Source organism: Streptomyces sp. cmx-18-6, assembly GCF_046548915.1.
Classification (GTDB): Bacteria; Actinomycetota; Actinomycetes; order Streptomycetales; family Streptomycetaceae; genus Streptomyces.
Window position 1 is genome coordinate 314,653 of record NZ_JAEBEP010000008.1, and the last position, 19,901, is coordinate 334,553.

Here is a 19,901-nt window from a genome sequence, read left to right on the forward strand (position 1 = left end):
GAGCTGGGAGGACACACCGTGAGCCGGCTGACCGGGGGAGATCCGTCGCTGCTGCGGCGGATCAATTCAGCGGTGGTACTGCACGCTCTGCGAGGGGCCGGCTCGCCGACGCTGACGGATCTGACCCGGATCACGGGGCTTTCCCGGCCCACGGTCGAAGGCGTGGTCGAGGGGCTGTTCGAGGCCGGTCTGGTGGTCGAGGCCCAGCCCGACGAGAGTGAGGCGCGGCGCCAGGGACGGCCCGCCCGCCGGTTCCGCTTCCGTGCCGAGGCAGGCCATCTGCTGGGCGTCGAGATCGGGCCGCACCGGGTCTCGGCCCTTCTGTCGGGGCTCGACGGCCGGGTGACCGGGGCGGGTTCTCGTACGGTGTCGGAGGCGGCGGGTGCGGACGAGCGGCTCGACCAGGTGCGGGCCGTGATCGCGGACCTGCTGCGCCGCACCGGGGTGGCCCGGAGCAGTCTGCGCGCAGTGGGCGTCGGCAGCCCCGGCATCGTGGAGGCCGATGGGACCGTGCGGCTGGGCACGGCGCTGCCGGGGTGGACGGGGCTCGCGCTCGGGGAGCGGCTGCGGCGTTCATTCCGTTGCCCGGTCCTCGTGGAGAACGACGCCAACGCGGCCGCGGTCGCCGAGCACTGGAAGGGCGCCGCCACCGAGTCCGACGACATCGTCTTCGTCCTGGCGGGGCTGAGCCCGGGGGCCGGTTCGCTGATCGGCGGGCGTCTGCACCGGGGTTACGGCGGGGCGGCCGGGGAGATCGGCGCTCTGCACCTGCTGGGCAGGGATGTGACTCCGGAGCATCTGCTGTCGACCACGGGCACCCCGCTGGAGCCACTGGACGAGCAGGCGGTGGCCGTGGTGTTCGCCAAGGCCCGGCAGGGCGATGCGGAGGCACAGGCGGCCGTCGAGCGGTTCCTCCAGCGGCTCGTGCACGATGTGGCGGCCCTGGCGCTGGCGCTCGACCCGGAGTTGGTGGTGGTCGGCGGCTGGGCCGCCGGACTGGACGGGGTGCTGGAGCCGCTCCGCGGGGAGCTGGCCCGCTACTGTCTGCGCCCGCCCCGGGTGACGTTGTCGCTGCTGGGCGAGGCCGCGGTCGCGACGGGGGCTCTGCGGCTGGCGCTGGACCATGTCGAGGAGCAGTTGTTCGCCGTGGAGGGCGCGGTGACGGCCCGCCGCTGACCGCCGGGGCCGGGCGGGTGTCGCGCGAAGGGTCGGTTGATGCCGGAAGGGCGGCCCGGCCGGTCGCCCGGCGGGGCCGCCCTCAGGTGGCGCTTTCTCGCGGAGGGCCTGAGCCCTTCCGTGCTCCGGCGGCGGCTCGCAGACCGCTGCCGACAGAGTCTTCCAGTGGCTCGTGAGCCCCGGCACGGAGAGCGTCAGGACGCCTGGCGCTCCTGCTGCTCGTCGTGGCTGATCTCCAGTGCGCCGGAGTCCCCGAAGGTGAGCCGGCAGGTGTCCGCCCGGTAGGTGGCGATGGACACCGCCGCCGTGCCGCCTTCAGCGAAGTACCGGGTGGTGACGACGAGGACGGGTGCGCCGGGGAGCCGGTCGAGCTCCTTGGCGTCGTCCGCACGCGCCGAGCCGAGCTCCACGGAGCGGTCCTGGCCCTCGAGGCCCAGCCGGTGCAGTTCGCGCAGCACGGCGCGGGCGCGCACCGTGCCGGACGGCGCGTCGATCGCGGAGAGGTCGGGGACCGAGGAGCCGGGCACATAGAGAAGCTCGGCGGCCACGGCCTGGCCGTGGGTGTCGCGGATCCGGCGCACCACGTGCACGGGCTCGACGCCGGTGCCGAGCATGGCGGCCACGACGGCCGGGGCCGCTTCGCTGACGCAGTCCACCGGCTGCCATGCCTCACCGACCACGCCGCCCGTCCACTCGTGCTGGGCGGTGGTGACGGCGACGCCCACGCGCGGCGGGGCGACAGTCGTGCCGACGCCGCGACGGCGCTGCAGTCGGCCTTCCAGTTCGAGCTGCTCCAGAGCCTGTCGGAGCGTGGCACGCGCGACGCCGAACCGTGCCGCGAGGTCCCGCTCGTTGGGCAGGATCTCACCTACCGCAAAGTCCGAGTCGAGTGCCTCACTGAGCACGGTCTTGAGGTGCCAGTACTTCGGCTCCTGTACCGATTCCAGCTGCGTGGTCCCCACCCTGTCCTCCGCAATCGCCCGGCGGCTTTTCCGCGACGCTATTTATTAAAGGTTCCTGTCTTAAGTTGAGACCCTAGGACGGCGCACCCCCTTGGTCAAGACCAATCCTTATTCCGTAACGGAACGAAACGGGACTTTGGCGCAGAGCGTTCACAAGACGTTCGTGGTGCCGTGAGCCGCGCGCAGCATGAAGCCCCACCACCGGGCCGGTGGCGGGGCTTCGAACGGTCGGCCCCGGAGCGGGCTCACGCGGATTTCGCCTGGCTGGAAAGCGGCGCGATTACCTGGCGTCGAGGCCGGCGAGCTTGTCCGGATTGCGAACGATATAGATGCATTGAATGGCTCCGCCCCGGACATCTAGCTGGAAGAAAGTATCCGGCTTTCCACTGACAAAGCACGCCACAGCGGGCCCGCCGTTGAACTCCGCGATGCGCACGTCCCAGTCCGGCCCCACCTCCTGGGCCACCGCGACGAGGAACCGGCCGACCTTGTCGGCGGTCTCGATGATCCGCCGCGCCGCCTTCGCCTTGCCGCCGGCGTCGCTGACGAGCCGAACGTCCGGCGCCAGGAGGGCCATCAACTGTTCGATGCCATCGCCGGACGCGGCGGCCAGGAACCGGTCGGTGAGGTCCCGGCGCTCCGCCGGATCGACGTCGTAGCGCGGCTTGCGCTCGTCCACATGCCGCCTGGCGCGGCCGGCGAGCTGCCGGACCGCCGCCTCGGTGCGGTCGAGGGCGGTGGCGATCTCGGCGTACGGGAAGCCGAACGCCTCCCGGAGCACGAAGACCGCGCGTTCCAACGGCGAGAGCGATTCGAGGACGACGAGCACGGCGAGGGAGACGGAGTCGGCGAGAACGGCCTGGTCCGCCGCGTCGGGCGCGGCCGGCCCGAAGTCGGTGGCCATGGGTTCCGGCAGCCAGGGACCGACGTAGGACTCCCGGCGCGATCGCAGGCGCCGCAGCCGGTCGATGGCCAGCCGTGTGGTGATCCGCACCAGGAAGGCTCTCGGCTCGCGGGTGCCCTCCCGGGTCGTGGAGGACCACCTCAGCCACGCCTCCTGCACCACGTCCTCGGCGTCGGCCACCCGGCCGAGCATGCGGTAGGCGACGCCGGTGAGGACGGCCCGGTGCTCTTCGAAGACTTCGGTCGCGGCGTCGGCTGTCACCGGTTCATCCCAGCCGACGCACCGGACGGTGTCCAGCGGGAATCGCCGGAGCCCTTGAACTCCAAGCTACCGAACGGTAAGTGTTGTTGACGCGATGTCTACCCACTCCAGGGAGCAGCTCCATGACCACCACGGTCTCCTTCACCGTCGAATCGGCACACGGCCCCCGTCCGGTCTCGGTGGAGTACGAACGCACCGGTGCGGGAGAGCCGCTGGTCCTGCTCCACGGCATCGGCCACCACCGCCAGGCATGGGACCCGGTGACGCGGATCCTGGCCGCCGAGCGCGAGGTGATAGCCGTCGACCTGCCCGGCTTCGGCGCGTCCGCGGGGCTGCCGGACGGAGTCCCGTACACCCTGGAGGCGGTCACGTCGGTCCTCGGGGCCCTGTTCGCGGAGCTGGGCCTGGACCGCCCGCATGTGGCCGGCAACTCCCTCGGCGGCCTGTTCGCCCTGGAACTGGGGCGCGCCGAGCTGGTCCGCTCGGTGACCGCCCTGTCGCCCGCGGGCTTCTGGAACGAGCCGGAGCGCCGCTACGCGTTCGCCACCCTGCGGGCGATGCGCCGCGCCGCACTGGCCCTCCCGGTGCCGGCGATCGAACGGCTCTCCCGCAGCGCGGCCGGGCGCGCCGCACTGACCAGCACCATCTACGCCCGGCCCGGCAGGCGTTCACCCGAGGCGGTCGTCGCCGAGACCCTGGCCCTGCGGGGAGCGACCGGTTTCCACCAGACGCTGGCCGCCGGCGGGAGCGTCTGTTTCACCGACGATGTGAAGGGCATTCCCGTCACCGTCGCCTGGGGCGTCCGCGACCGCATCCTCCTGCGGAGGCAGGGCGTCCGCGCCAAGCACGTGATCCCGGAAGCCAGGCTCGTGCGGCTGCCCGGCTGCGGACACGTCCCGATGAACGACGACCCGGCCCTGGTCGCCCGGGTCATCCGCGACACCAGCCGCTGACGGGGCGGGGCGCGGCGTCGGCCCGGTCGCCCCACGGCGTCCCAGGACTCCCGAGCCGAGCGCCACCCCGGCTCCGACCAGGACGCTCCCCGCGCCCTGCGCCATGCCGTACGCCCCGGCTCCGACGAGCGGCGCGGTCAGCGCGGCGGAGACCGGGATGAGGCCGGAGAAGAGGGTGGCGCGTTCGGCCCCGATGCGCCGCAGGCCGACGTACCAGCAGACGAAGCCGATCACGGTCACGACGACGGCCTGCCAGAGCAGGGCCGTCGCCTCGGCCGATGTCGGCGATCGCAGGAACGCGCCGCCGTCCATCAGCAGGCCGAGCAGCGCGGACTGCACGGCGGCGATGGCGCACACCGTCGCCGCGAGCAGTTTCGGGCCGAGTGGCCGCAGCACCGGCATGGCCAGGACCGCGAAGCCGACCTCGCCCGCGAGCGCGCCCACCGACCAGAAGAGGCCCGCCGGGTCGGTGCGGCCCCACCCCTGGACCGTGAACGCTCCGGCGGCGACGAGAGCGGCGGCGTACAACGTGACACGGGAGGGGCGGCGGTCGTCCAGAAGGGGGACCAGCACACCGACGACGATGGGCGCGCAGCCGACGAATACGCCCGGAACGGCTGGTTCCGCGGTCTGTTCCGCTGCCAGGACCGCCAGGTTGAAGCCGACCATTCCGACCGCGGCGAGCAGGCCGAGACGTGCCCACTGGCGCGCGGAGAGGCTCCGCAGCGGGGCTGCCCCAAGGCCCGGGCCGTACCGTACGAGCGCCGCGAGCAGCAGCGCGGCCAGACCGTAGCGGATCGCCTGGCCGCCCGCGTACGGGTAGTCGCCGAGGACGCTGTTGGCGGTGAAGGAGGCCCCCACCAGCACGCAGGCGAAGGCGGCCGGAAGTGCGCCGCGCAAGGAGTTCGCGTTCATGACGGTGACGCTAGGTCCGGGATCGGACCGGTCTAAGGTCCACTTTCATGACGTCTTCGGGGACCAATTCGACCGGCGGGGACGACCGCTGCGAGACCGGCGGCCTTGATTCCGCTTCTCCGGCCTGGGAGTTGCTGCTGCCCGCCGCTTCCGCCCCGGCGCGCGGGCGCGGGCGCGCGCTCCAGTCCGCTCTGCGCGAAGCGATCCGCTCAGGCCGTCTCACGGCGGGCACACGGCTGCCGGCGAGCCGGGAACTCGCAGCCGATCTCGGGGTGTCGCGCGGGCTGGTCACCGAGGCGTACGAGCAGCTGACCGCTGAGAGCTACCTGCGCAGCGGGCAGGGCGCGGGAACATGGGTGAGCGCCGGAGTACGCGCGGCGGCGCATCCCGTACGCGATCTCGCGCCGCGTACGCCGGGTGCGCTGGTGGACTTCCGGCCCGGCATTCCCGACCTCTCCCTCTTCCCCCGCACCGCGTGGACCACTGCCCAGCGGACCGTCCTCGGGCGGCTGCCGCACAGCTCGCTGGGTTATCCCGATCCGCGCGGGCTGCCGGAGCTGCGGGAGGCGCTGGCCGGGCTGCTGACCCGGCGTCGCGGGGTGGTGGCCGATCCCGAGCGGCTGGTGGTCTGCTCCGGGGTGGCGCAGGCGACGACGCTGCTCGGCTTCGCGCTCCGGGAAAGGGGGCTGACCTCGGTCGGCGTGGAGGATCCGGGGAGCCCGGAACACGTGTCGCTGTTCGCCTCCACCGGCTTGCGCACGGTCCCGCTGCCCCTCGACGCGGAGGGGCTGGCGCTCGAACCGCTGCTGCGCTCCGGCGTGCGCGCTGTGGTGACCACGCCGGCGCACCAATTCCCCACCGGTATCACCTACTCCGCCGATCGTCGCCGCCGTCTGCTCGCCTGGGCACGCGACGTGGACGGCGTGCTCATGGAGGACGACTACGACGGGGATTTTCGCTACGACCGGGCTCCGGTGGGGGCGTTGCAAGGGCTCGACCCGGAGCGTGTCGTGTACGCCGGGTCGGTGAGCAAGTCGCTGGCTCCGGGCCTGCGGCTGGGCTGGCTGATCGCGCCCGCGTCGCTGACCGCCCGGATCGTGGCCCGCAAGCGGACCCTGGACCTGGGAAATCCCGCCATCGACCAGGCAGTTCTGGCCGACTTCGTCGCACGCGGCTCCTATGACCGGCAGTTGAGGCGCTGCCAGCGCGCCTACCGGGAACGCCGGGACGCCATGGTGGCCGCGCTCGCCGGTCACTTCCCCGGAGCTGCGTTCAGCGGCATCGCCGCCGGGCTGCACATCATCGCCCGACTGCCTCAGCGGTACGGCCCCGAGGACGTGTTCCTGCGCCGCGCGGCCGGGGCCGGCGTCGCGCTGCGGCCACTGAGCGACTACGGCGACGCCGGGCCAAAGGACGGCACGGTGGCGCTCGTGCTCGGATACGCTCATCTGGGGGCCGGGGACATCGCCCGGGGCATCGGGATGCTGGCGGCGGCGCAGCGCTGGCCGAGGCCGACACAGGAGGGCCTTGTTCACCTGGGGTTGGGGCGGCTGTCTCAGCCGGCCACTAGGCATGGGGGCGGAGACCGGCTCGGGGCCGACTGAGCGTCTCGGCCCGGTCGCCGGCCCGGTCGTCACGCCCACCGCCCTGGAGGCGCATCGATGCCGCACCTTCCGCCTGTCTTCCCGCCCGGCCGCCGTACCGTCCTGCGCGGCTCGCTGCTCGTCCCGGCGGCGGCCCTGTCCCTGACCGCGGCGGCTCCCACCCTGGCGCTGGCGGGGCGGCCGGAGGCGGCGTGGGGGGTGCAGGTGGGGAGCGTCACCGCCTCCTCGGCCCTGGTGTGGGTGCGGTCGGACCGGCCCGCCCGGATGCTGGTGGAGACCTCGGCGACCGCGGCCTTCCGCCGGCCCAGGAGCTGGCGCGGGCCGCTGATCGGTCCGGGAACGGACTTCACCGGCACGACTCCGCTGCGCGGCCTGCCGGCGGGCGAGCAGGTGCACTACCGCGTCACGCTGGCCGACCCGGACGATCCACGCCGTACGGGAAAACCCGTGTACGGAACGTTCCGTACGGCTCCGGCCCGGCGTCGTGACGGTGTGCGCTTCCTGTGGTCCGGGGACATCGCGGGGCAGGGATGGGGCATCAACCCGGACATCGGCGGCTACCGGGTGTACGAGGAGATGCGCCGCCTCGACCCGGACTTCTTCCTGTGCAGCGGCGACACCGTCTACGCGGACGGGCCGCTCCAGCCGAGCGTGGTCCTGCCCGACGGCCGGACCTGGCGCAATGTCATGACCGAGGAGAAGGCCAAGGTCGCCGAGACGCTGGACGAGTACCGGGGGAACTTTCGGTACAACCTGCTCGACCGCAACGTCCGCCGCTTCAACGCGCAGGTCCCCTCCGTCACCCAGTGGGACGACCACGAGGTGCGCAACAACTGGTACCCGGGCCAGATACTCGACGACGGGCGCTACACCGAGAAGAACGTCGACATCCTCGCGGCCCGTTCCGTCCGCGCCTTCCACGAGTACTTCCCCGTGTCGGCGCCGTACGGCTCCTCGACGCGGTCCCGGATGTACCGTGCCGTCCACCACGGGCCGCTGCTGGACGTCTTCGTCCTCGACATGCGCTCGCACCGCAACCGCAACTCCCCCAACCGTCAGGCCGACGACACGACCGGCATCCTGGGCGCGGAGCAGCTCCGCCGGCTCAAACGCGCCCTCGCCGAGTCCCGCGCGGTGTGGAAGGTGATCGCGGCCGACATGCCGCTCGGGCTGGTGGTCCCGGACGGGGCGACGGACTTCGAGGCCGTGGCCCAGGGCGATCCGGGGGCTCCGCTCGGGCGTGAGCTGCAGATCGCTGAGCTGCTGCGGTTCATCAAGCACCGCAAGGTCACCGGCACGCTGTGGCTGACGGCCGATGTGCACTACACCTCGGCGCAGCACTACGCGCCCGAGCGGGCGGCGTTCAAGGACTTCGCGCCGTTCTGGGAGTTCGTCTCGGGTCCCTTGGCCGCAGGGGGATTTCCGGCCATCGCGCTGGACGGCACGTTCGGACCCGACCAGGTCTTCGTCCGGGCGCCGGACCGCGCCAATGTGTCACCGATGGAATCCCCGCAGTTCTTCGGGGAGGTCGAGATCGACGGCGACAGCGCGGACCTGACCGTGCGTCTGCGGGCGGAGGGCGGTGCGGTGCTGTTCACCAAGGTGCTGCGCCCGGGCCGCACCGGCCAGTGAACGACCCCCGCCGACCTGGGCGGACGGCTGGTCGGGGCCCGTTGTCAGTGGTGGGTTCTACGGTTTCTTCCATGACCCGATCCGTTCAGGCATTGGCCTACGCACGCCCGTCCGCCCTGGAGTCCTCGCCGGTGGGAGCCTCCCTCGGCCTGGAGACCGCGGGCGGTCTCACCCCGCGTGGGGCAACGGCGCATCCGCGGTTCTTCGCCGGATTCCTCTCCGCTCCGCGCATCGCCGCCCGCGGGCTGCTGGCGGTGGCCGATGTGGCGGCCGCCCGCTACTACCGCCGTGCCCTGCCCGCCTCCCTCGATCCGGTGGTGACGGGGAACGGGGACCGGTTGCGCTTCGAGTCGTTCTCCGGATGCTGCGGGGTGTACGCGCGCCTCGACGTGCTCCAGGAGGGCCTGGACGGGGAGCGGACGGAACACGGCACCACCAATGTGGACGTCAACAACCCGCTGCGGGACGCCCTCTCCCGGATATCGGCGGACGATCCGCTGCATCTGCGGGTGGGGCCTGAGGAGTTGGCGGTCACCACGCTGGACGGCCCGGTGGTGGAGAAGAAGGTTCCGCTGCCGGACCGGTGGCTGAGGGGGTTCGCCGAGGCGCAGGTGGCCTCGGCCGGGTTCGATCTGCGGGCCGAGCTGACGGCGGCGCAGGCGGTGGCGTTCCTGCGCTCCCTGCCGCGTGGCTCGGGCAACGCGACGCGCGGCGCGCAATGGGTGGTGGCCTCCGGTACGGGCCTGCGGCCGACGACCCGGCCGACGCCGGGCGCGGTGTGCCTGCCGGGTCCCGAGCGGCTGGTGGCGTTGCAGCGGGTGCTGCGCCATGCGACGGCGCTGCGGGTGTACGGGCCTCCGGTGGCGGACGGGGCCGCGACGGCGAGCGCGTGGGAGGTGGTGCTGCCGGGCATGCGGCTCACGCTGACGCTGTCGCCCGAGGCATCGCGCGGGTTCTCGGGCGAGGGCGGCGTCCTGGAGGCCCTGGCCACCGATGACGCGGCGGCCGACGCCGAGCTGATCTCCGTGCTGCTCGCCTGGGAGCCCAGGATCGAACCGGCCTCGCTGGCCGAGCAGTCGGGACTGGGCGTCGAGCGGGTGCGGGCCGCGCTCACCCGGCTGGGCACGGCGGGCCGGGTCGGTTACGACCTGGCGGACGCCGCCTACTTCCACCGGGAGCTGCCGTACGAGGCGGACCGGGCGGAGCGTCACAACCCGCGTCTGGTCGCCGCCCGCGAGCTGGCCGGTGCGGGGGCGGTGTCGCTGGACGGCGCGCTCGCGTCCGTGGCCTCCGGCGACCGGCGCTATCAGGTGCGGGAGAGCGACGGGTTCCTGACCTGCACCTGCCAGTGGTGGGCGGACTACCGGGGCAAGCGGGGTCCGTGCAAACACGCGCTGGCCGTGACGATGGTCCGGCGCGGTGCGACGGTCGCCGGAGGCGTGCGATGAGCGACGATCTGATCACCGCGGTGCGCAACGGGAACCACCGCGCTGTTCCGGCGCTGGTGCTCAAGCTGGACCTGGCCGGACGCCGGAAGGCGCTGGCCGAGCTGAAGGAGCTGCGCAAGGAGGCCCGGAGCTGGGAGTGGCAGCGGCGGGACGAGATCCGCAAGGCGCTCCTGGTGGCGGGGGCCGGCTGCCACACCGGGGCGGCGGGCTGCGCCACCTGGATCGGCGGCCGTGACCTGCGCGCCTGGTCCCGTTCCCCGTATCCGCTGATCCTCGTGGCGCTGGGCGACCGCGATCCGGCGTGGCTCGGCGACCTCGCCCACCGGTTGGCGGCACGCTCGATGAACTCCGAGGCGGAGTACACGTTCATCAGCGAGCTGGTACGCATGGCCGGCTGCCCGATCCCGACGACGGACAGCGTCGTCGAGGGCTGGTCGGAGCGGATCCGCACGACGCCGTGGCACGGCAGATCCGGCCGGGCGTCGCTGGTAGGCATGCTGCGCTCCGACCCGCACGTCGCCGTGCTCGCACCCCGGCTCTTCGAGATGCCGGAGCTTCCGGCCCAGGTCGGCTGGTACACCACACCGGATTCGCTCGACCACTGGCCGGCCGCGCTCTGCGCGCTCGCCGAGGAGGGAGTGTTCGACCGGTCGCAGCTGGTCGAACGGTGCGTGACGCGCCTGGTGCGCGGCGGCAAGACGAGTGACCAGCGGTTCTTCCTCGCCGTGCTCCAGCAGCTGAACATCACCCGGGAGGAGGAGAGCGGCCACCTCCGCGACTGGATGGGGATGGCGGCGGACGCCATCTCGGTGGTGGCCTCCCATGCCCAGGACGTCCTCGCGCGGCTGGAGGCACGGAGCGAGCTGTCCACCCGGGACCTCGCGGAGGTGTCGGACTCGGTGCTCTTCCGCCGGGAGAAGAAGCTGGTGCGGGGCCAGTTGATCCTGCTGGGGAAGGCGCTGAGCCGGGACGCGGCGACGGCGGGCGAACTGCTTCCGGTGGTGGCCGAGGCGTTGGGGAACGAGGACATCGCCCTCCAGGAGCGGGCGCTCAAGCTCATCGCGCGCCACCTCCCGACCGACGACGCACCGCTGCGCGAGGAACTCTCTTTCGCGGCTCGGCAATTGGGGCCGCTGCACCGGGAGGCGGTCACCGCCCTGTTCGGGGCGGCCGGACCGGAGGAGACGACGCCGGACGGCCCGTACGAGGAGCTGCTCCCGCCCGCTCCGGTCCGCTCCCGGCTCGCCCCGGCTCCGCGAACCGTGCCGGAGCTCGTCGAGGAGGTGGCGGCCCAGGTGAAGTCCCGCCCTTGGCAGGACGCCGCTTCGGACCGCTCGGCCACCGGGTCGGGGAGCGCCGATTTCGAACGGGCTCTGGACGGGCTCGTGCGCCTGGCCCGCACCGACCGGGCCGAGCTGACGGAAGCGCTCCGGGAAGCGGTGGCCGGGGTGTGGTCCATCGAGCAGGGCATCGGACAGGAGGTCGAGCGGCAGACCGAACCGGCGTACATGACCACGGGCCAAGCGCTCGCTCTCGTGGTGAGTTCGCTCCTCGACCGGGTCTCCGACGAGACCCTCGCCCAGGGCGAGGGGCGGTGGACGGGGACCGGGACCTGCGCCCATGCCGCGCTGAACGGTGTGCTGCTCGCCCGTGCCTGGGAGGCGGCAGGCGCGGTGCGGGTCTCCTCCCCGGTGCCCTTCCTGCTCGCCACGCCCACCTGGCACACCGGTTCGCTGGACGGGGCGGAGCTGGTCGAGCGACTGCGGACGTATCAGCGCCTCGGCGTGGAGCCGGGGGCCGCCGATTTCGCCCAGGCCCTGTTGCGTGTGCGCCGGCACGGCGAGTCGGCGGCCGCTGAGGCCGCCGCGTCCCTCGGCTCGCCCGAGGGTGACAGGCTGGCCGCCTGGATACGGGCCGACGAGCCGGTCGCGCCCGTACTGCGGCACGGCCTGGGCGGCGCTCGGCCCTTCACCCGCAAGTGGTGGCAGCGGTCGGCGGCCGGAACCCGGCAGGTGCTCCTGGCCACGAAGGAACGGCTGGTGATCCAGGAGGAGTTCCCGCGCTCCTTCCACTGGCTGGGCCGTCCGCACCTGCCCGACACCCGGGATTGCTATCACTGGGGCGCCGGCCGGTCCCCGCACTGGATCGCCACCTTGCCCGAGGACGGGGAGACCCTGGCCGCCTGGTTGATGCCGGACCTGCTGCACACCGTCGACGAAGGGCGCAGAGGCGGGGCCTCGTGCCTGCCGCCGCTCATGGAGACCGGCGGCGAGGCGGGGGTCGCGGTGCACCTGGCGGTGGCCTACGGTCTGGGCGCCCGGCACCCCGAGGACCGGATATCCGCCGTGGACGCCCTGCTCGTCCTGGCCGCGCGGGGCCGGCTGGACACCGCTCTGCTCGGGCGCGAGCTGGCGGTCCTCGTCGACCGCGACCTGGTCAAGGTGGTCCGGCTGGCCGACTCCGCCCGGACCGCGGCCGCCACCGGGGCGTACCGGACCGTGCTGCGCGTGCTCGCCGGGGCGCTGCCCGCCCTGCTCGCGTACCAGAAGGCGCCGAGCGGGATCGGGGAGCTGCTGGCCGTCGCGGCCGACTGCGCCGAGCGCTGCGGTACGGAGGGGATCGAGCCGATCGCGGGACTGGCCGGAACAGCCGGGCGCAAGGGGGCCTCGCAGACCGTGCGGCAGGCCGCCCGCCTGCTGGCCGTGTTCCCGGCCGGGCCAACCTCCCCCTGACTCCCGCGAGACGGCCCACCGGACCGCCCGTGGACCGTCCGCCGAAACGCCCACCACCGGCTGCCGGCGCCTGCCGAACCGCTCACACATACGGCCGAAAAACGACGATAGGCGATCAGATCCACACTTAACCCATCAGTCACAAAGTGTTCGTGATCAGGCAACACCGTTCGTCCACAGTAAGGATATGACTGATGTGACGTCTTCGAAGTCCGCCCGCCGCCCGCACCACTGGCGGCGGGACCTGATCGAGCTGGCCGCCCTGTTCACGGCCGTCGCCGTGGCCGACGCGATCGCCAACCTGATCGGGCACCAGCCCGACGGGCCCTACCTGCTCATGGCGTCGGCCGTGGCCCTGGTGGCCACGGCGACGTTCCACACCTGGTGGGCACGACGGCACAGCAACGCTCCCCCGCCGGAACGAACAGGCGCGTCCGATCCGGCGTCGGACGGGGGCGCCGACGAGGTCACCGACGACGCCGCGAAGGCCGCGGCAGGGGAGACCGTCCTGTGGCGGCTGCGGACGACGGTGCGCGACGCCCCGGGCAGTCTGGCCGCGCTGTGCCTGGTGCTCGCCCGGTTCCGGATCGACATCCTGACGCTCCAGACCCACCCGTTGGCCGAGGGGACGGTCGATGAGTTCCTGCTGCGGGCGCCCGCCTCGCTCCCGGCGCAGGAGCTGACCCGGGAGATCGCGGCCGCGGGCGGCACCGCCACCTGGATCGAGCGGGCGGACGCCCACGATCTGGTGGACACCCCGACCCGGGTGCTCTCGCTGGCCACCCGCACGGCGCTCGACGCGGCGGAACTCCCCCTGGCCCTGCGCCAGTTGCTCGGCCGGTGCACCATCCACTCGCTGCCCGCCGTCTCGATCACCGGCCGCCCGACCGGGGAGAGCGCCCCGGTCGAGGGCATGCTGGAGGAGACGGTGATGCGGCTGCGCGACCCGTCCGGCGGCGTCATCTCCGTCGAGCGGCCGTATCTGCCGTTCACCCCGACCGAGTTCGCACGGGCCCGCGCCCTGGTGGAGCTCGACGCCCGGCTCGGCCCGAGGGTGCCCCGCAGCGAGGACATCCTCACGCTGCCCGAGGGCAACGAGATCACCGTGCGCCGCGCGGACCGCAGCGACCTCGTCGCGGCCCGCGCCATGCACGACCGGTGCTCCCCGCGCACCCTGGGCCTGCGCTACCACGGCCCGGTGGGCGACGCGGACCGCTACCTGGACCATCTGCTGAGCCCGCGGTTCGGCCGCACCCTGGCCGTCCAGACCGCCTCCGGCAAGCTGGTGGCGCTCGGCCACCTCCTGTGGGACGGCGACGAGACCGAGGTGGCCCTCCTCGTCGAGGACGACTGGCAGCGCCGGGGAATCGGCTCCGAACTGCTGGGCCGGCTGGTGCAGCTCGCCGAGGAGGCGGGCTGCGACAGCGTGTACGCCGTGACGCAGTCCCGCAACACCGGCATGGTCGCGGCGATGCGCGCGCTGGAACTGCCCCTCGACTACCAGATCGAGGAGGGCACCCTCGTCATCACCGCGCGACTGCGGAGCGAGCAGCGGACGACCGTCCGGCCGGCCGAGTCCGCGGAACAGGCCCGTCGCTGAGCGCCTGGCACAGGTCGGCCCACAGATCCTCGACGTCCTCCAGCCCGACCGACATCCGCAGCAGCCGGTCGCCGACGCCGGACGCCTGCCGGTCTCCCTCATCCACGATGCGGTGGCTGATGGAGGCCGGATGCTGGATCAGCGAGTCCACGCTCCCGAGACTGACGGCGGGCGTGATGAGCCGTACGCCGGCGATCACCGCGTGCGGGTCCCCGTACACCTCGAACGAGACCATCGCCCCGCCGATCTCCGGGTAGTGCACCCGGGCGATCCGCGGATCGGCGGTCAGCCTGCGGACGAGTTCGGCGGCGCTGGTCGAGGCGGCCCGGACGCGTACGGGAAGCGTGGACAGCCCCCGTAGCAGCAGATAGCCCGCCAGGGGGTGCAGCACTCCGCCGGTGGCGAACCGCACCTGGCGCAGCCGGGCGGCGAACTCCTCGTCGCAGGCGACGACTCCGCCCATCACGTCGCCGTGCCCGCCGAGGTATTTGGTGGCGCTGTGCAGGACGATCCGCGCACCGTGTTCGACCGGGCGCTGGAGTACGGGGGTGGCGAAGGTGTTGTCGACCAGCAGCGGCACGGAGCCACAGGAGTGGGCGACGGCCCGGATGTCGATCTCGGCGAGTGTGGGGTTGGCCGGGGTCTCGACCATGACGAGGCCGGTGTCGGGGCGGATGGCGTCGGCGATGCCCGCCGGGTCGGTCCAGGTCACCTCGGTGCCCAGCAGTCCGGCGCCCAGCAGATGGTCGCTGCATCCGTAGAGGGGCCGGACCGCCACGACGTGGCGCAGTCCCATGCTCGCGCGGGCCAGCAGCACCGCGGTGAGAGCCGCCATTCCGCTGGCGAACGCGACAGCGCTGTCGGTCCCCTCCAGCCGGGCGAGCGCCGTCTCGAAGCGGGCGGTGGTCGGGTTGTCCAGCCGCGCGTAGACGGGCGGGCCGTCCGGCCGCGCGCCCGTGGTGGCGAAGGCGTCGATCCGCTCGGCCTCGCCGCGCGAGTCGTAGGAGGGGTAGGTGGTGGACAGGTCGAGCGGCGGGGCGTGCAGGCCGAGGGAGGCGAGATCGTCGCGTCCGGCGTGCACGGCTTCGGTGGCCAGCGCCCTGGACGGGGTAGGGGCGGGGGGCGTCGTCGAGACTTCGTTGTCCATGGGAGCACTCTGAACAGTTACCGATTCGTAGCGGCACAGGGCCGTGTTACGTTCGCCGCATGGCCGAATCTGTCGCTCTAGACCCGGTGGATCTGCATATTCTGCGGTTGTTGCAGAACGATGCCCGGTCGACGTACCGGGAGCTCGCCGCCGAGGTGGGAGTGGCGCCCTCGACCTGTCTGGACCGGGTGGCCCGGCTGCGCCGATCCGGCGTGATCCTCGGCGATCAGCTGCGCCTGGACCCGGCGAAGCTCGGCCGGGGCCTTCAGGCGCTGCTCCTGGTGCAGGTCCGGCCGCACCGCCGGGAGCTCATCGGCCCGTTCGTCGACCGGGTCCGGGCGCTGCCGGAGTCCCGTGCGCTCTTCCATCTCACCGGCCCCGACGACTATCTGGTCCAGGTGGCGGTGGCCGACACCGCCGATCTCCAGCGGCTGGTCCTGGACGAGTTCACCTCGCGCCGGGAGGTCGCGCGCGTCGAGACCCGGCTCATCTTCCAGCAGTGGGACTGCGGACCGCTGCTGCCGCCCGGCGAGGCGGTCCGCCCGTGACCGCCTTCGGGACGTTCGGCCATGATCCTCTTTCGGACGTCCGCCCATGATCTTCTCTCGGAGGTCCGCCCGTAAACGGTGGTGACGGGGAGGCGTCCGCCGTTGGAGGATGTCCGCATGTCAGACACTTCGAGCAGCGCGCTGCCCCGTCAGGTCGCCGACGCCTACGTCGACGCAGTCATCGAACTCAACCCCGTCACGGGCACCTACCTGGGCGTGCCCGAAAGCTCGCACCGGCTGCCCGATTTCTCACCGGCCGGCCAGGAGGCGGTCGCCGACCTCATCCGCGCCACCCTGCTGAAGCTGGACGCCGCGGAACAGCAGCCGGGTGCGGACACCGACGCCGAACGCCGCTGCGGACGGCTCCTGCGGGAGCGTCTGACGGCGGAACTCGCCGTGCACGAGGCGGAGGAGGGACTGCGGACCGTCTCCAACCTGCACTCCCCCGCCCACAGCATCGTCGAGGTCTTCACGCTCACGCCGACCGCGACGGACGAGGACTGGGCCGCGGTGGCGGAGCGGCTGCGCGCCGTGCCGGCCGCGTACGAGGGGTATCGCGCCTCGCTCGGGCTCGGTCTGGAGCGGAAGCTGTACGGGGGCCCGCGGGCGACCGCCACCTTCGTCGGGCAGCTGACGGAGTGGGGCGGGCAGAGCGACAGCGCGGCGTTCTTCGAGGACTTCGTCGCAGGGGCTCCCGAGGCGCTGCGGGCGGAGCTCGACAGGGCCGCCAGGCTCGCGACGGCCTCGGTGCTCTCACTGCGGGACTGGATGCGCGACGTGTACGCCCCGGCGGTCGAGGGGGCTCCCGACACGGTGGGCCGGGAGCGCTACGCCCGCTGGTCGCGGCAGTACAACGGCACCGACCTCGATCTCGACGAGGCGTACGCGTACGGCTGGTCCGAATACCACCGGCTGCTCGCCGAGATGAGGACCGAGGCCGCGAAGGTCCTTCCGGACGCGGGCCCTTGGGAGGCGCTCGCCCACCTCGACGTGCACGGCACCCACATCGAGGGCGTCGAGGAGGTCCGCGAGTGGCTCCAGAGCCTGATGGACGAGGCGATCGAGGCTCTGGACGGCACGCACTTCGACCTCGCCGAGCGGGTACGGAAGGTGGAGTCCCACATCGCCCCGCCGGGCGGTGCCGCCGCCCCCTATTACACCGGCCCCTCCGAGGACTTCTCGCGCCCCGGACGCACCTGGCTGCCCACGATGGGCGAGACCCGGTTCCCGGTGTACGACCTGGTCTCGACCTGGTACCACGAGGGTGTGCCGGGCCACCACCTGCAGATCGCGCAGTGGACGCACGTGGCCGACAGCCTCTCCCGCTACCAGGCGTCGGTCGGCCAGGTCAGCGCGAACGCCGAGGGCTGGGCGCTGTACGCGGAACGGCTGATGGACGAGCTGGGCTTCCTGCCCGACGCCGAACGCCGCCTGGGCTATCTGGACGCCCAGATGATGCGCGCCTGCCGGGTGATCGTGGACATCGGCATGCACCTGGAGCTGGAGATCCCGGCGGACTCGCCGTTCCACCCGGGTGAGCGCTGGACCCCCGACCTGGCACAGGAGTTCTTCGGCGGCCACAGCGGACGGCCGGCCGACTTCGTGGAGAGCGAGCTGACCCGCTATCTCTCGATGCCGGGCCAGGCCATCGGCTACAAGCTGGGCGAGCGGGCCTGGCTGCTCGGCCGGGAGAACGCCCGCGCGGCGCACGGCGACGCGTTCGACCTCAAGGCGTGGCACATGGCCGCGCTCTCGCAGGGGCCGCTGGGACTGGACGACCTGCTGGACGAGCTGTCCAGGCTCTGACCGACTCCGCCCCGGCCGGGCCCCGTTCAGCACGGCGGCCCGGCCCGGGACGCCGATCGGCGAAGTGACGAAGTGGGGAAGCGAGGCGGCCTGCCATGTCCGTTCGGAACGGATTCCTGTTCTGCGCCGACCCGTTGCGGCCGAACCGGCCCGACCCGCACTTCGCCGGCGAGGCCGCGGCCGTACGGGAAGCGGGCGGCCGGGTGGCCCTGATCGACCACGACGCGCTACTCGCCGGCGACGCGGCCGGGGCGGGCGCACGGGTGGTGCGGGACTCCGGTCCGTACTGGTACCGGGGCTGGATGATCCCCTCTGCCCGGTACGCCGAGCTGGAGGAAGCCCTCGCCCTGCGGGGCTGCGCCCTGCTCACCGGTGCGGCCGACTACCGCCTCGCACACGAACTACCCGGCTGGTACGGGGCGTTCGCCCATCTCACCCCGCACAGCGTATGGCGCGGCACGCCCTTGGGCGGCCCCGGGGAACTGGTCGCGCTCGCCGCTCCGCTGGGCCGGGGGCCGGGCATCGTCAAGGACTTCGTGAAGTCCCGCAAGCACGAGTGGCACGAAGCCTGTTTCGTACCGGAGTTGACCGACCGGGGCCGACTGGTCTCCGTGGTCGGCCGGTTCGTCGGGCTCCAGGGCGAGGACCTGGCCGGCGGCGTGGTGCTGCGGACCTTCGAACCGTTCGTACCGGGCGGCGAGGCGCGGGTGTGGTGGCTGGACGGCGAGCCGGTGCTCGTCACCGCCCACCCCGACACCCCCGACCGGCTGCCCGACCCGCCGCTGGGCCCGGTGCGTGAGGCGGTGCGGCGGCTCGGGCCGCGCTGGGTCACAACCGATCTGGCGTTGCGGGAGGACGGGGCGTGGCGGGTGGTGGAGGTGGGCGACGGCCAGGTCAGCGGACTGCCCGCAGGGGCCGGGGCGGGCGAGCTGTTCGCGGCGCTGGCCACCGCCGGGCCGAGGGCGAGAGGGAGCGCACCTGACCGGGCCGCGCCCTGAGGGAGCGCACCCGGCCGGTCCGAGGCCGTGAGGGAGCCAACCCGGCCGGGCCAAGCCCTGAGGTAGCCCACCCAGCCGGGCCGAGCCCGTCAAGGAACGCACCGTCGACGGTTACCCCCCTCAGCAGCCGCAGTCGGCGGCGTCGACCGGAGCGGTGAGCGGGTCGGCGGCACGCTGCTCGCCGCCCTCCCAGGTCTCGAAGGCGAAGCCCTCGCGCGCCCAGTACTCGAAGCCGCCGAGCATCTCCTTGACCTGGTAACCGAGTTGGGCGAGAGCCAGCGCGGCGCGGGTCGCGCCGTTGCAGCCCGGGCCCCAGCAGTACGCGACGACCGGTACGGCCGGGTCCAGCAGCGCCGCCGCCTGCCCGGGGATGAGCGCTGTCGGAAGGTGCACCGCGCCGGGCACGTGGCCCTGGTCCCAGGAGGCGGTGGAGCGGGAGTCCACCACGACGAAGCCGGGGTCGCCATCGCCGGCGAGTGCGGAGGCGACGTCGGACACATCGGCGTGGAAGGCGAGCGAAGCGCCGAAGTAGGCCGCCGCCTCGGCCGGGGAGGCGGGCGGGACGCGCAGGACGGAGTTGACGGCGGTGGCCGTGAGCGGAGAGGTCATGACCAGGAATCTATGGCCGTGGACGCGGCCCAGGAAGTGGGATTCCCGGGCGCTCACCTTGATCCGCCGGGGATTTCCCTGTTCCCTCACTGGATGACCGACTATTCCCCGGACGCCACCGACTGGCGCATTCTCGATGTCCTCCAGCGCGACGGCCGCGCCACTTTCGCCGAGCTCGCCCGTGCCGTGGCCATGTCCCCGAGCGCCGTGACGGAACGGGTGCGACGCCTGGAGGAGACCGGCGTGATCAGCGGTTACGCGGCGGTGGTCGACGCCGAACGGCTCGGGCTGCCGGTCCTCGCGTTCGTACGGCTGCGCTATCCGCACGGGAACTACAAGCCGTTCCACGACCTCCTGGAGACCACCCCGGAGATCGTGGAGGCCCACCACGTCACCGGCGACGACTGCTTCGTCCTCAAGGTGACGGCCCGCTCGATGCGGCACCTGGAGGAGGTCACCGGCCGGATCAGCGCTCTGGGATCGGTCACCACCAGCGTCGTCTACTCATCGCCGCTCCCCCGGCGTGCGATCGGCCGGTAGGGCGTGTCCGGCGGATCAGGACCGGATAGGCCGGACACACCCTGAACCCGCCAGGACGGACACACG

At 72.9% G+C, this 19,901-nt stretch carries 15 protein-coding genes and 1 pseudogene; 11 read left to right on the top strand and 5 right to left on the bottom strand.

Annotation, left to right across the window (positions count from 1 at the left end):
- The first annotated feature begins 18 nt into the window (after window positions 1-18).
- The gene (locus ACLJPL_RS20930; RefSeq protein ID WP_411082389.1) at window positions 19-1,176 is read left to right on the top strand and encodes an ROK family transcriptional regulator; all 1,158 of its coding nucleotides are present in this window, start codon (window positions 19-21) and stop codon (window positions 1,174-1,176) included.
- A 194-nt stretch (window positions 1,177-1,370) separates the two neighbouring features.
- On the opposite strand, the gene ACLJPL_RS20935 is transcribed toward ACLJPL_RS20930, so the two are convergent.
- Entirely contained in the window at window positions 1,371-2,138 is a 768-nt protein-coding gene (locus tag ACLJPL_RS20935) for a GntR family transcriptional regulator (protein ID WP_411082390.1), read from the bottom strand.
- Window positions 2,139-2,418: 280 nt separating this feature from the next.
- Window positions 2,419-3,303 carry an RNA polymerase sigma-70 factor gene (locus tag ACLJPL_RS20940; protein WP_411082391.1) on the bottom strand — a complete coding sequence of 295 codons (885 nt, stop codon included), beginning with the start codon at window positions 3,301-3,303 and terminating at the stop codon, window positions 2,419-2,421.
- A 122-nt stretch (window positions 3,304-3,425) separates the two neighbouring features.
- Between ACLJPL_RS20940 and ACLJPL_RS20945 the strand changes: the two genes are divergently transcribed.
- Window positions 3,426-4,256 (top strand): alpha/beta fold hydrolase, encoded by an 831-nt coding sequence (locus tag ACLJPL_RS20945; RefSeq protein WP_411082392.1) that lies wholly within the window; start codon window positions 3,426-3,428, stop codon window positions 4,254-4,256.
- Window positions 4,257-4,325: 69 nt separating this feature from the next.
- On the opposite strand, the pseudogene ACLJPL_RS20950 reads toward ACLJPL_RS20945, so the two are convergent.
- Window positions 4,326-5,171, bottom strand: a pseudogene (locus tag ACLJPL_RS20950) (DMT family transporter); the annotation flags it as partial.
- 47 nt (window positions 5,172-5,218) lie between these two features.
- Here ACLJPL_RS20950 and ACLJPL_RS20955 point away from each other — a divergent pair.
- From ACLJPL_RS20955 to ACLJPL_RS20975, 5 genes are all read left to right on the top strand, one after another.
- The gene (locus ACLJPL_RS20955) at window positions 5,219-6,775 is read left to right on the top strand and encodes a PLP-dependent aminotransferase family protein (protein ID WP_411082393.1); all 1,557 of its coding nucleotides are present in this window, start codon (window positions 5,219-5,221) and stop codon (window positions 6,773-6,775) included.
- Window positions 6,776-6,832: 57 nt separating this feature from the next.
- Entirely contained in the window at window positions 6,833-8,407 is a 1,575-nt protein-coding gene (locus ACLJPL_RS20960) for an alkaline phosphatase D family protein (protein ID WP_411082394.1), read from the top strand.
- A gap of 71 nt (window positions 8,408-8,478) precedes the next feature.
- Entirely contained in the window at window positions 8,479-9,855 is a 1,377-nt protein-coding gene (locus ACLJPL_RS20965) for an SWIM zinc finger domain-containing protein (protein ID WP_411082395.1), read from the top strand.
- Window positions 9,852-12,587 (top strand): DUF6493 family protein, encoded by a 2,736-nt coding sequence (locus ACLJPL_RS20970; RefSeq protein WP_411082396.1) that lies wholly within the window; start codon window positions 9,852-9,854, stop codon window positions 12,585-12,587. Before ACLJPL_RS20965 ends, ACLJPL_RS20970 begins: the two co-directional genes overlap by 4 nt.
- A 196-nt stretch (window positions 12,588-12,783) precedes the next feature.
- Window positions 12,784-14,187, top strand: coding sequence for a GNAT family N-acetyltransferase (locus tag ACLJPL_RS20975; RefSeq protein WP_411082397.1), 1,404 nt, complete (start codon window positions 12,784-12,786; stop codon window positions 14,185-14,187).
- On the opposite strand, the gene ACLJPL_RS20980 is transcribed toward ACLJPL_RS20975, so the two are convergent.
- Complete coding sequence (locus tag ACLJPL_RS20980) at window positions 14,114-15,334, bottom strand: trans-sulfuration enzyme family protein (RefSeq protein ID WP_411082398.1); 1,221 nt, start codon at window positions 15,332-15,334, stop codon at window positions 14,114-14,116. The genes ACLJPL_RS20975 and ACLJPL_RS20980 overlap by 74 nt on opposite strands.
- A gap of 59 nt (window positions 15,335-15,393) precedes the next feature.
- Between ACLJPL_RS20980 and ACLJPL_RS20985 the strand changes: the two genes are divergently transcribed.
- The 3 genes from ACLJPL_RS20985 to ACLJPL_RS20995 all read left to right on the top strand — a co-directional run bounded on the left by ACLJPL_RS20985 (window position 15,394) and on the right by ACLJPL_RS20995 (window position 18,686).
- Window positions 15,394-15,882 carry an Lrp/AsnC family transcriptional regulator gene (locus tag ACLJPL_RS20985; RefSeq protein ID WP_411082399.1) on the top strand — a complete coding sequence of 163 codons (489 nt, stop codon included), beginning with the start codon at window positions 15,394-15,396 and terminating at the stop codon, window positions 15,880-15,882.
- A 117-nt stretch (window positions 15,883-15,999) separates the two neighbouring features.
- Window positions 16,000-17,688, top strand: coding sequence for a DUF885 domain-containing protein (locus ACLJPL_RS20990; RefSeq protein ID WP_411082400.1), 1,689 nt, complete (start codon window positions 16,000-16,002; stop codon window positions 17,686-17,688).
- A gap of 95 nt (window positions 17,689-17,783) precedes the next feature.
- Window positions 17,784-18,686 carry an ATP-grasp domain-containing protein gene (locus ACLJPL_RS20995; protein ID WP_411082401.1) on the top strand — a complete coding sequence of 301 codons (903 nt, stop codon included), beginning with the start codon at window positions 17,784-17,786 and terminating at the stop codon, window positions 18,684-18,686.
- 120 nt (window positions 18,687-18,806) lie between these two features.
- Here ACLJPL_RS20995 and ACLJPL_RS21000 read toward each other — a convergent pair whose 3' ends face one another.
- Window positions 18,807-19,301, bottom strand: coding sequence for a rhodanese-like domain-containing protein (locus ACLJPL_RS21000; protein ID WP_411082478.1), 495 nt, complete (start codon window positions 19,299-19,301; stop codon window positions 18,807-18,809).
- A gap of 87 nt (window positions 19,302-19,388) precedes the next feature.
- Between ACLJPL_RS21000 and ACLJPL_RS21005 the strand changes: the two genes are divergently transcribed.
- Window positions 19,389-19,835 (top strand): Lrp/AsnC family transcriptional regulator, encoded by a 447-nt coding sequence (locus tag ACLJPL_RS21005; RefSeq protein WP_411082402.1) that lies wholly within the window; start codon window positions 19,389-19,391, stop codon window positions 19,833-19,835.
- Window positions 19,836-19,901: the final 66 nt, after the last annotated feature.

Excerpts from the sequence above, each read along its gene's own strand:
- ACLJPL_RS20945 (WP_411082392.1), top strand. The coding sequence starts at position 3,426 with ATGACCACCACGGTCTCCTTCACCGTCGAATCGGCACACGGCCCCCGT.
- ACLJPL_RS20955 (WP_411082393.1), top strand. The coding sequence starts at position 5,219 with ATGACGTCTTCGGGGACCAATTCGACCGGCGGGGACGACCGCTGCGAG.
- ACLJPL_RS20960 (WP_411082394.1), top strand. The coding sequence starts at position 6,833 with ATGCCGCACCTTCCGCCTGTCTTCCCGCCCGGCCGCCGTACCGTCCTG.
- ACLJPL_RS20965 (WP_411082395.1), top strand. The coding sequence starts at position 8,479 with ATGACCCGATCCGTTCAGGCATTGGCCTACGCACGCCCGTCCGCCCTG.
- ACLJPL_RS20970 (WP_411082396.1), top strand. The coding sequence starts at position 9,852 with ATGAGCGACGATCTGATCACCGCGGTGCGCAACGGGAACCACCGCGCT.
- ACLJPL_RS20980 (WP_411082398.1), bottom strand. The coding sequence starts at position 15,334 with ATGGACAACGAAGTCTCGACGACGCCCCCCGCCCCTACCCCGTCCAGG.
- ACLJPL_RS20985 (WP_411082399.1), top strand. The coding sequence starts at position 15,394 with ATGGCCGAATCTGTCGCTCTAGACCCGGTGGATCTGCATATTCTGCGG.
- ACLJPL_RS20990 (WP_411082400.1), top strand. The coding sequence starts at position 16,000 with ATGTCAGACACTTCGAGCAGCGCGCTGCCCCGTCAGGTCGCCGACGCC.
- ACLJPL_RS20995 (WP_411082401.1), top strand. The coding sequence starts at position 17,784 with ATGTCCGTTCGGAACGGATTCCTGTTCTGCGCCGACCCGTTGCGGCCG.
- ACLJPL_RS21005 (WP_411082402.1), top strand. The coding sequence starts at position 19,389 with ATGACCGACTATTCCCCGGACGCCACCGACTGGCGCATTCTCGATGTC.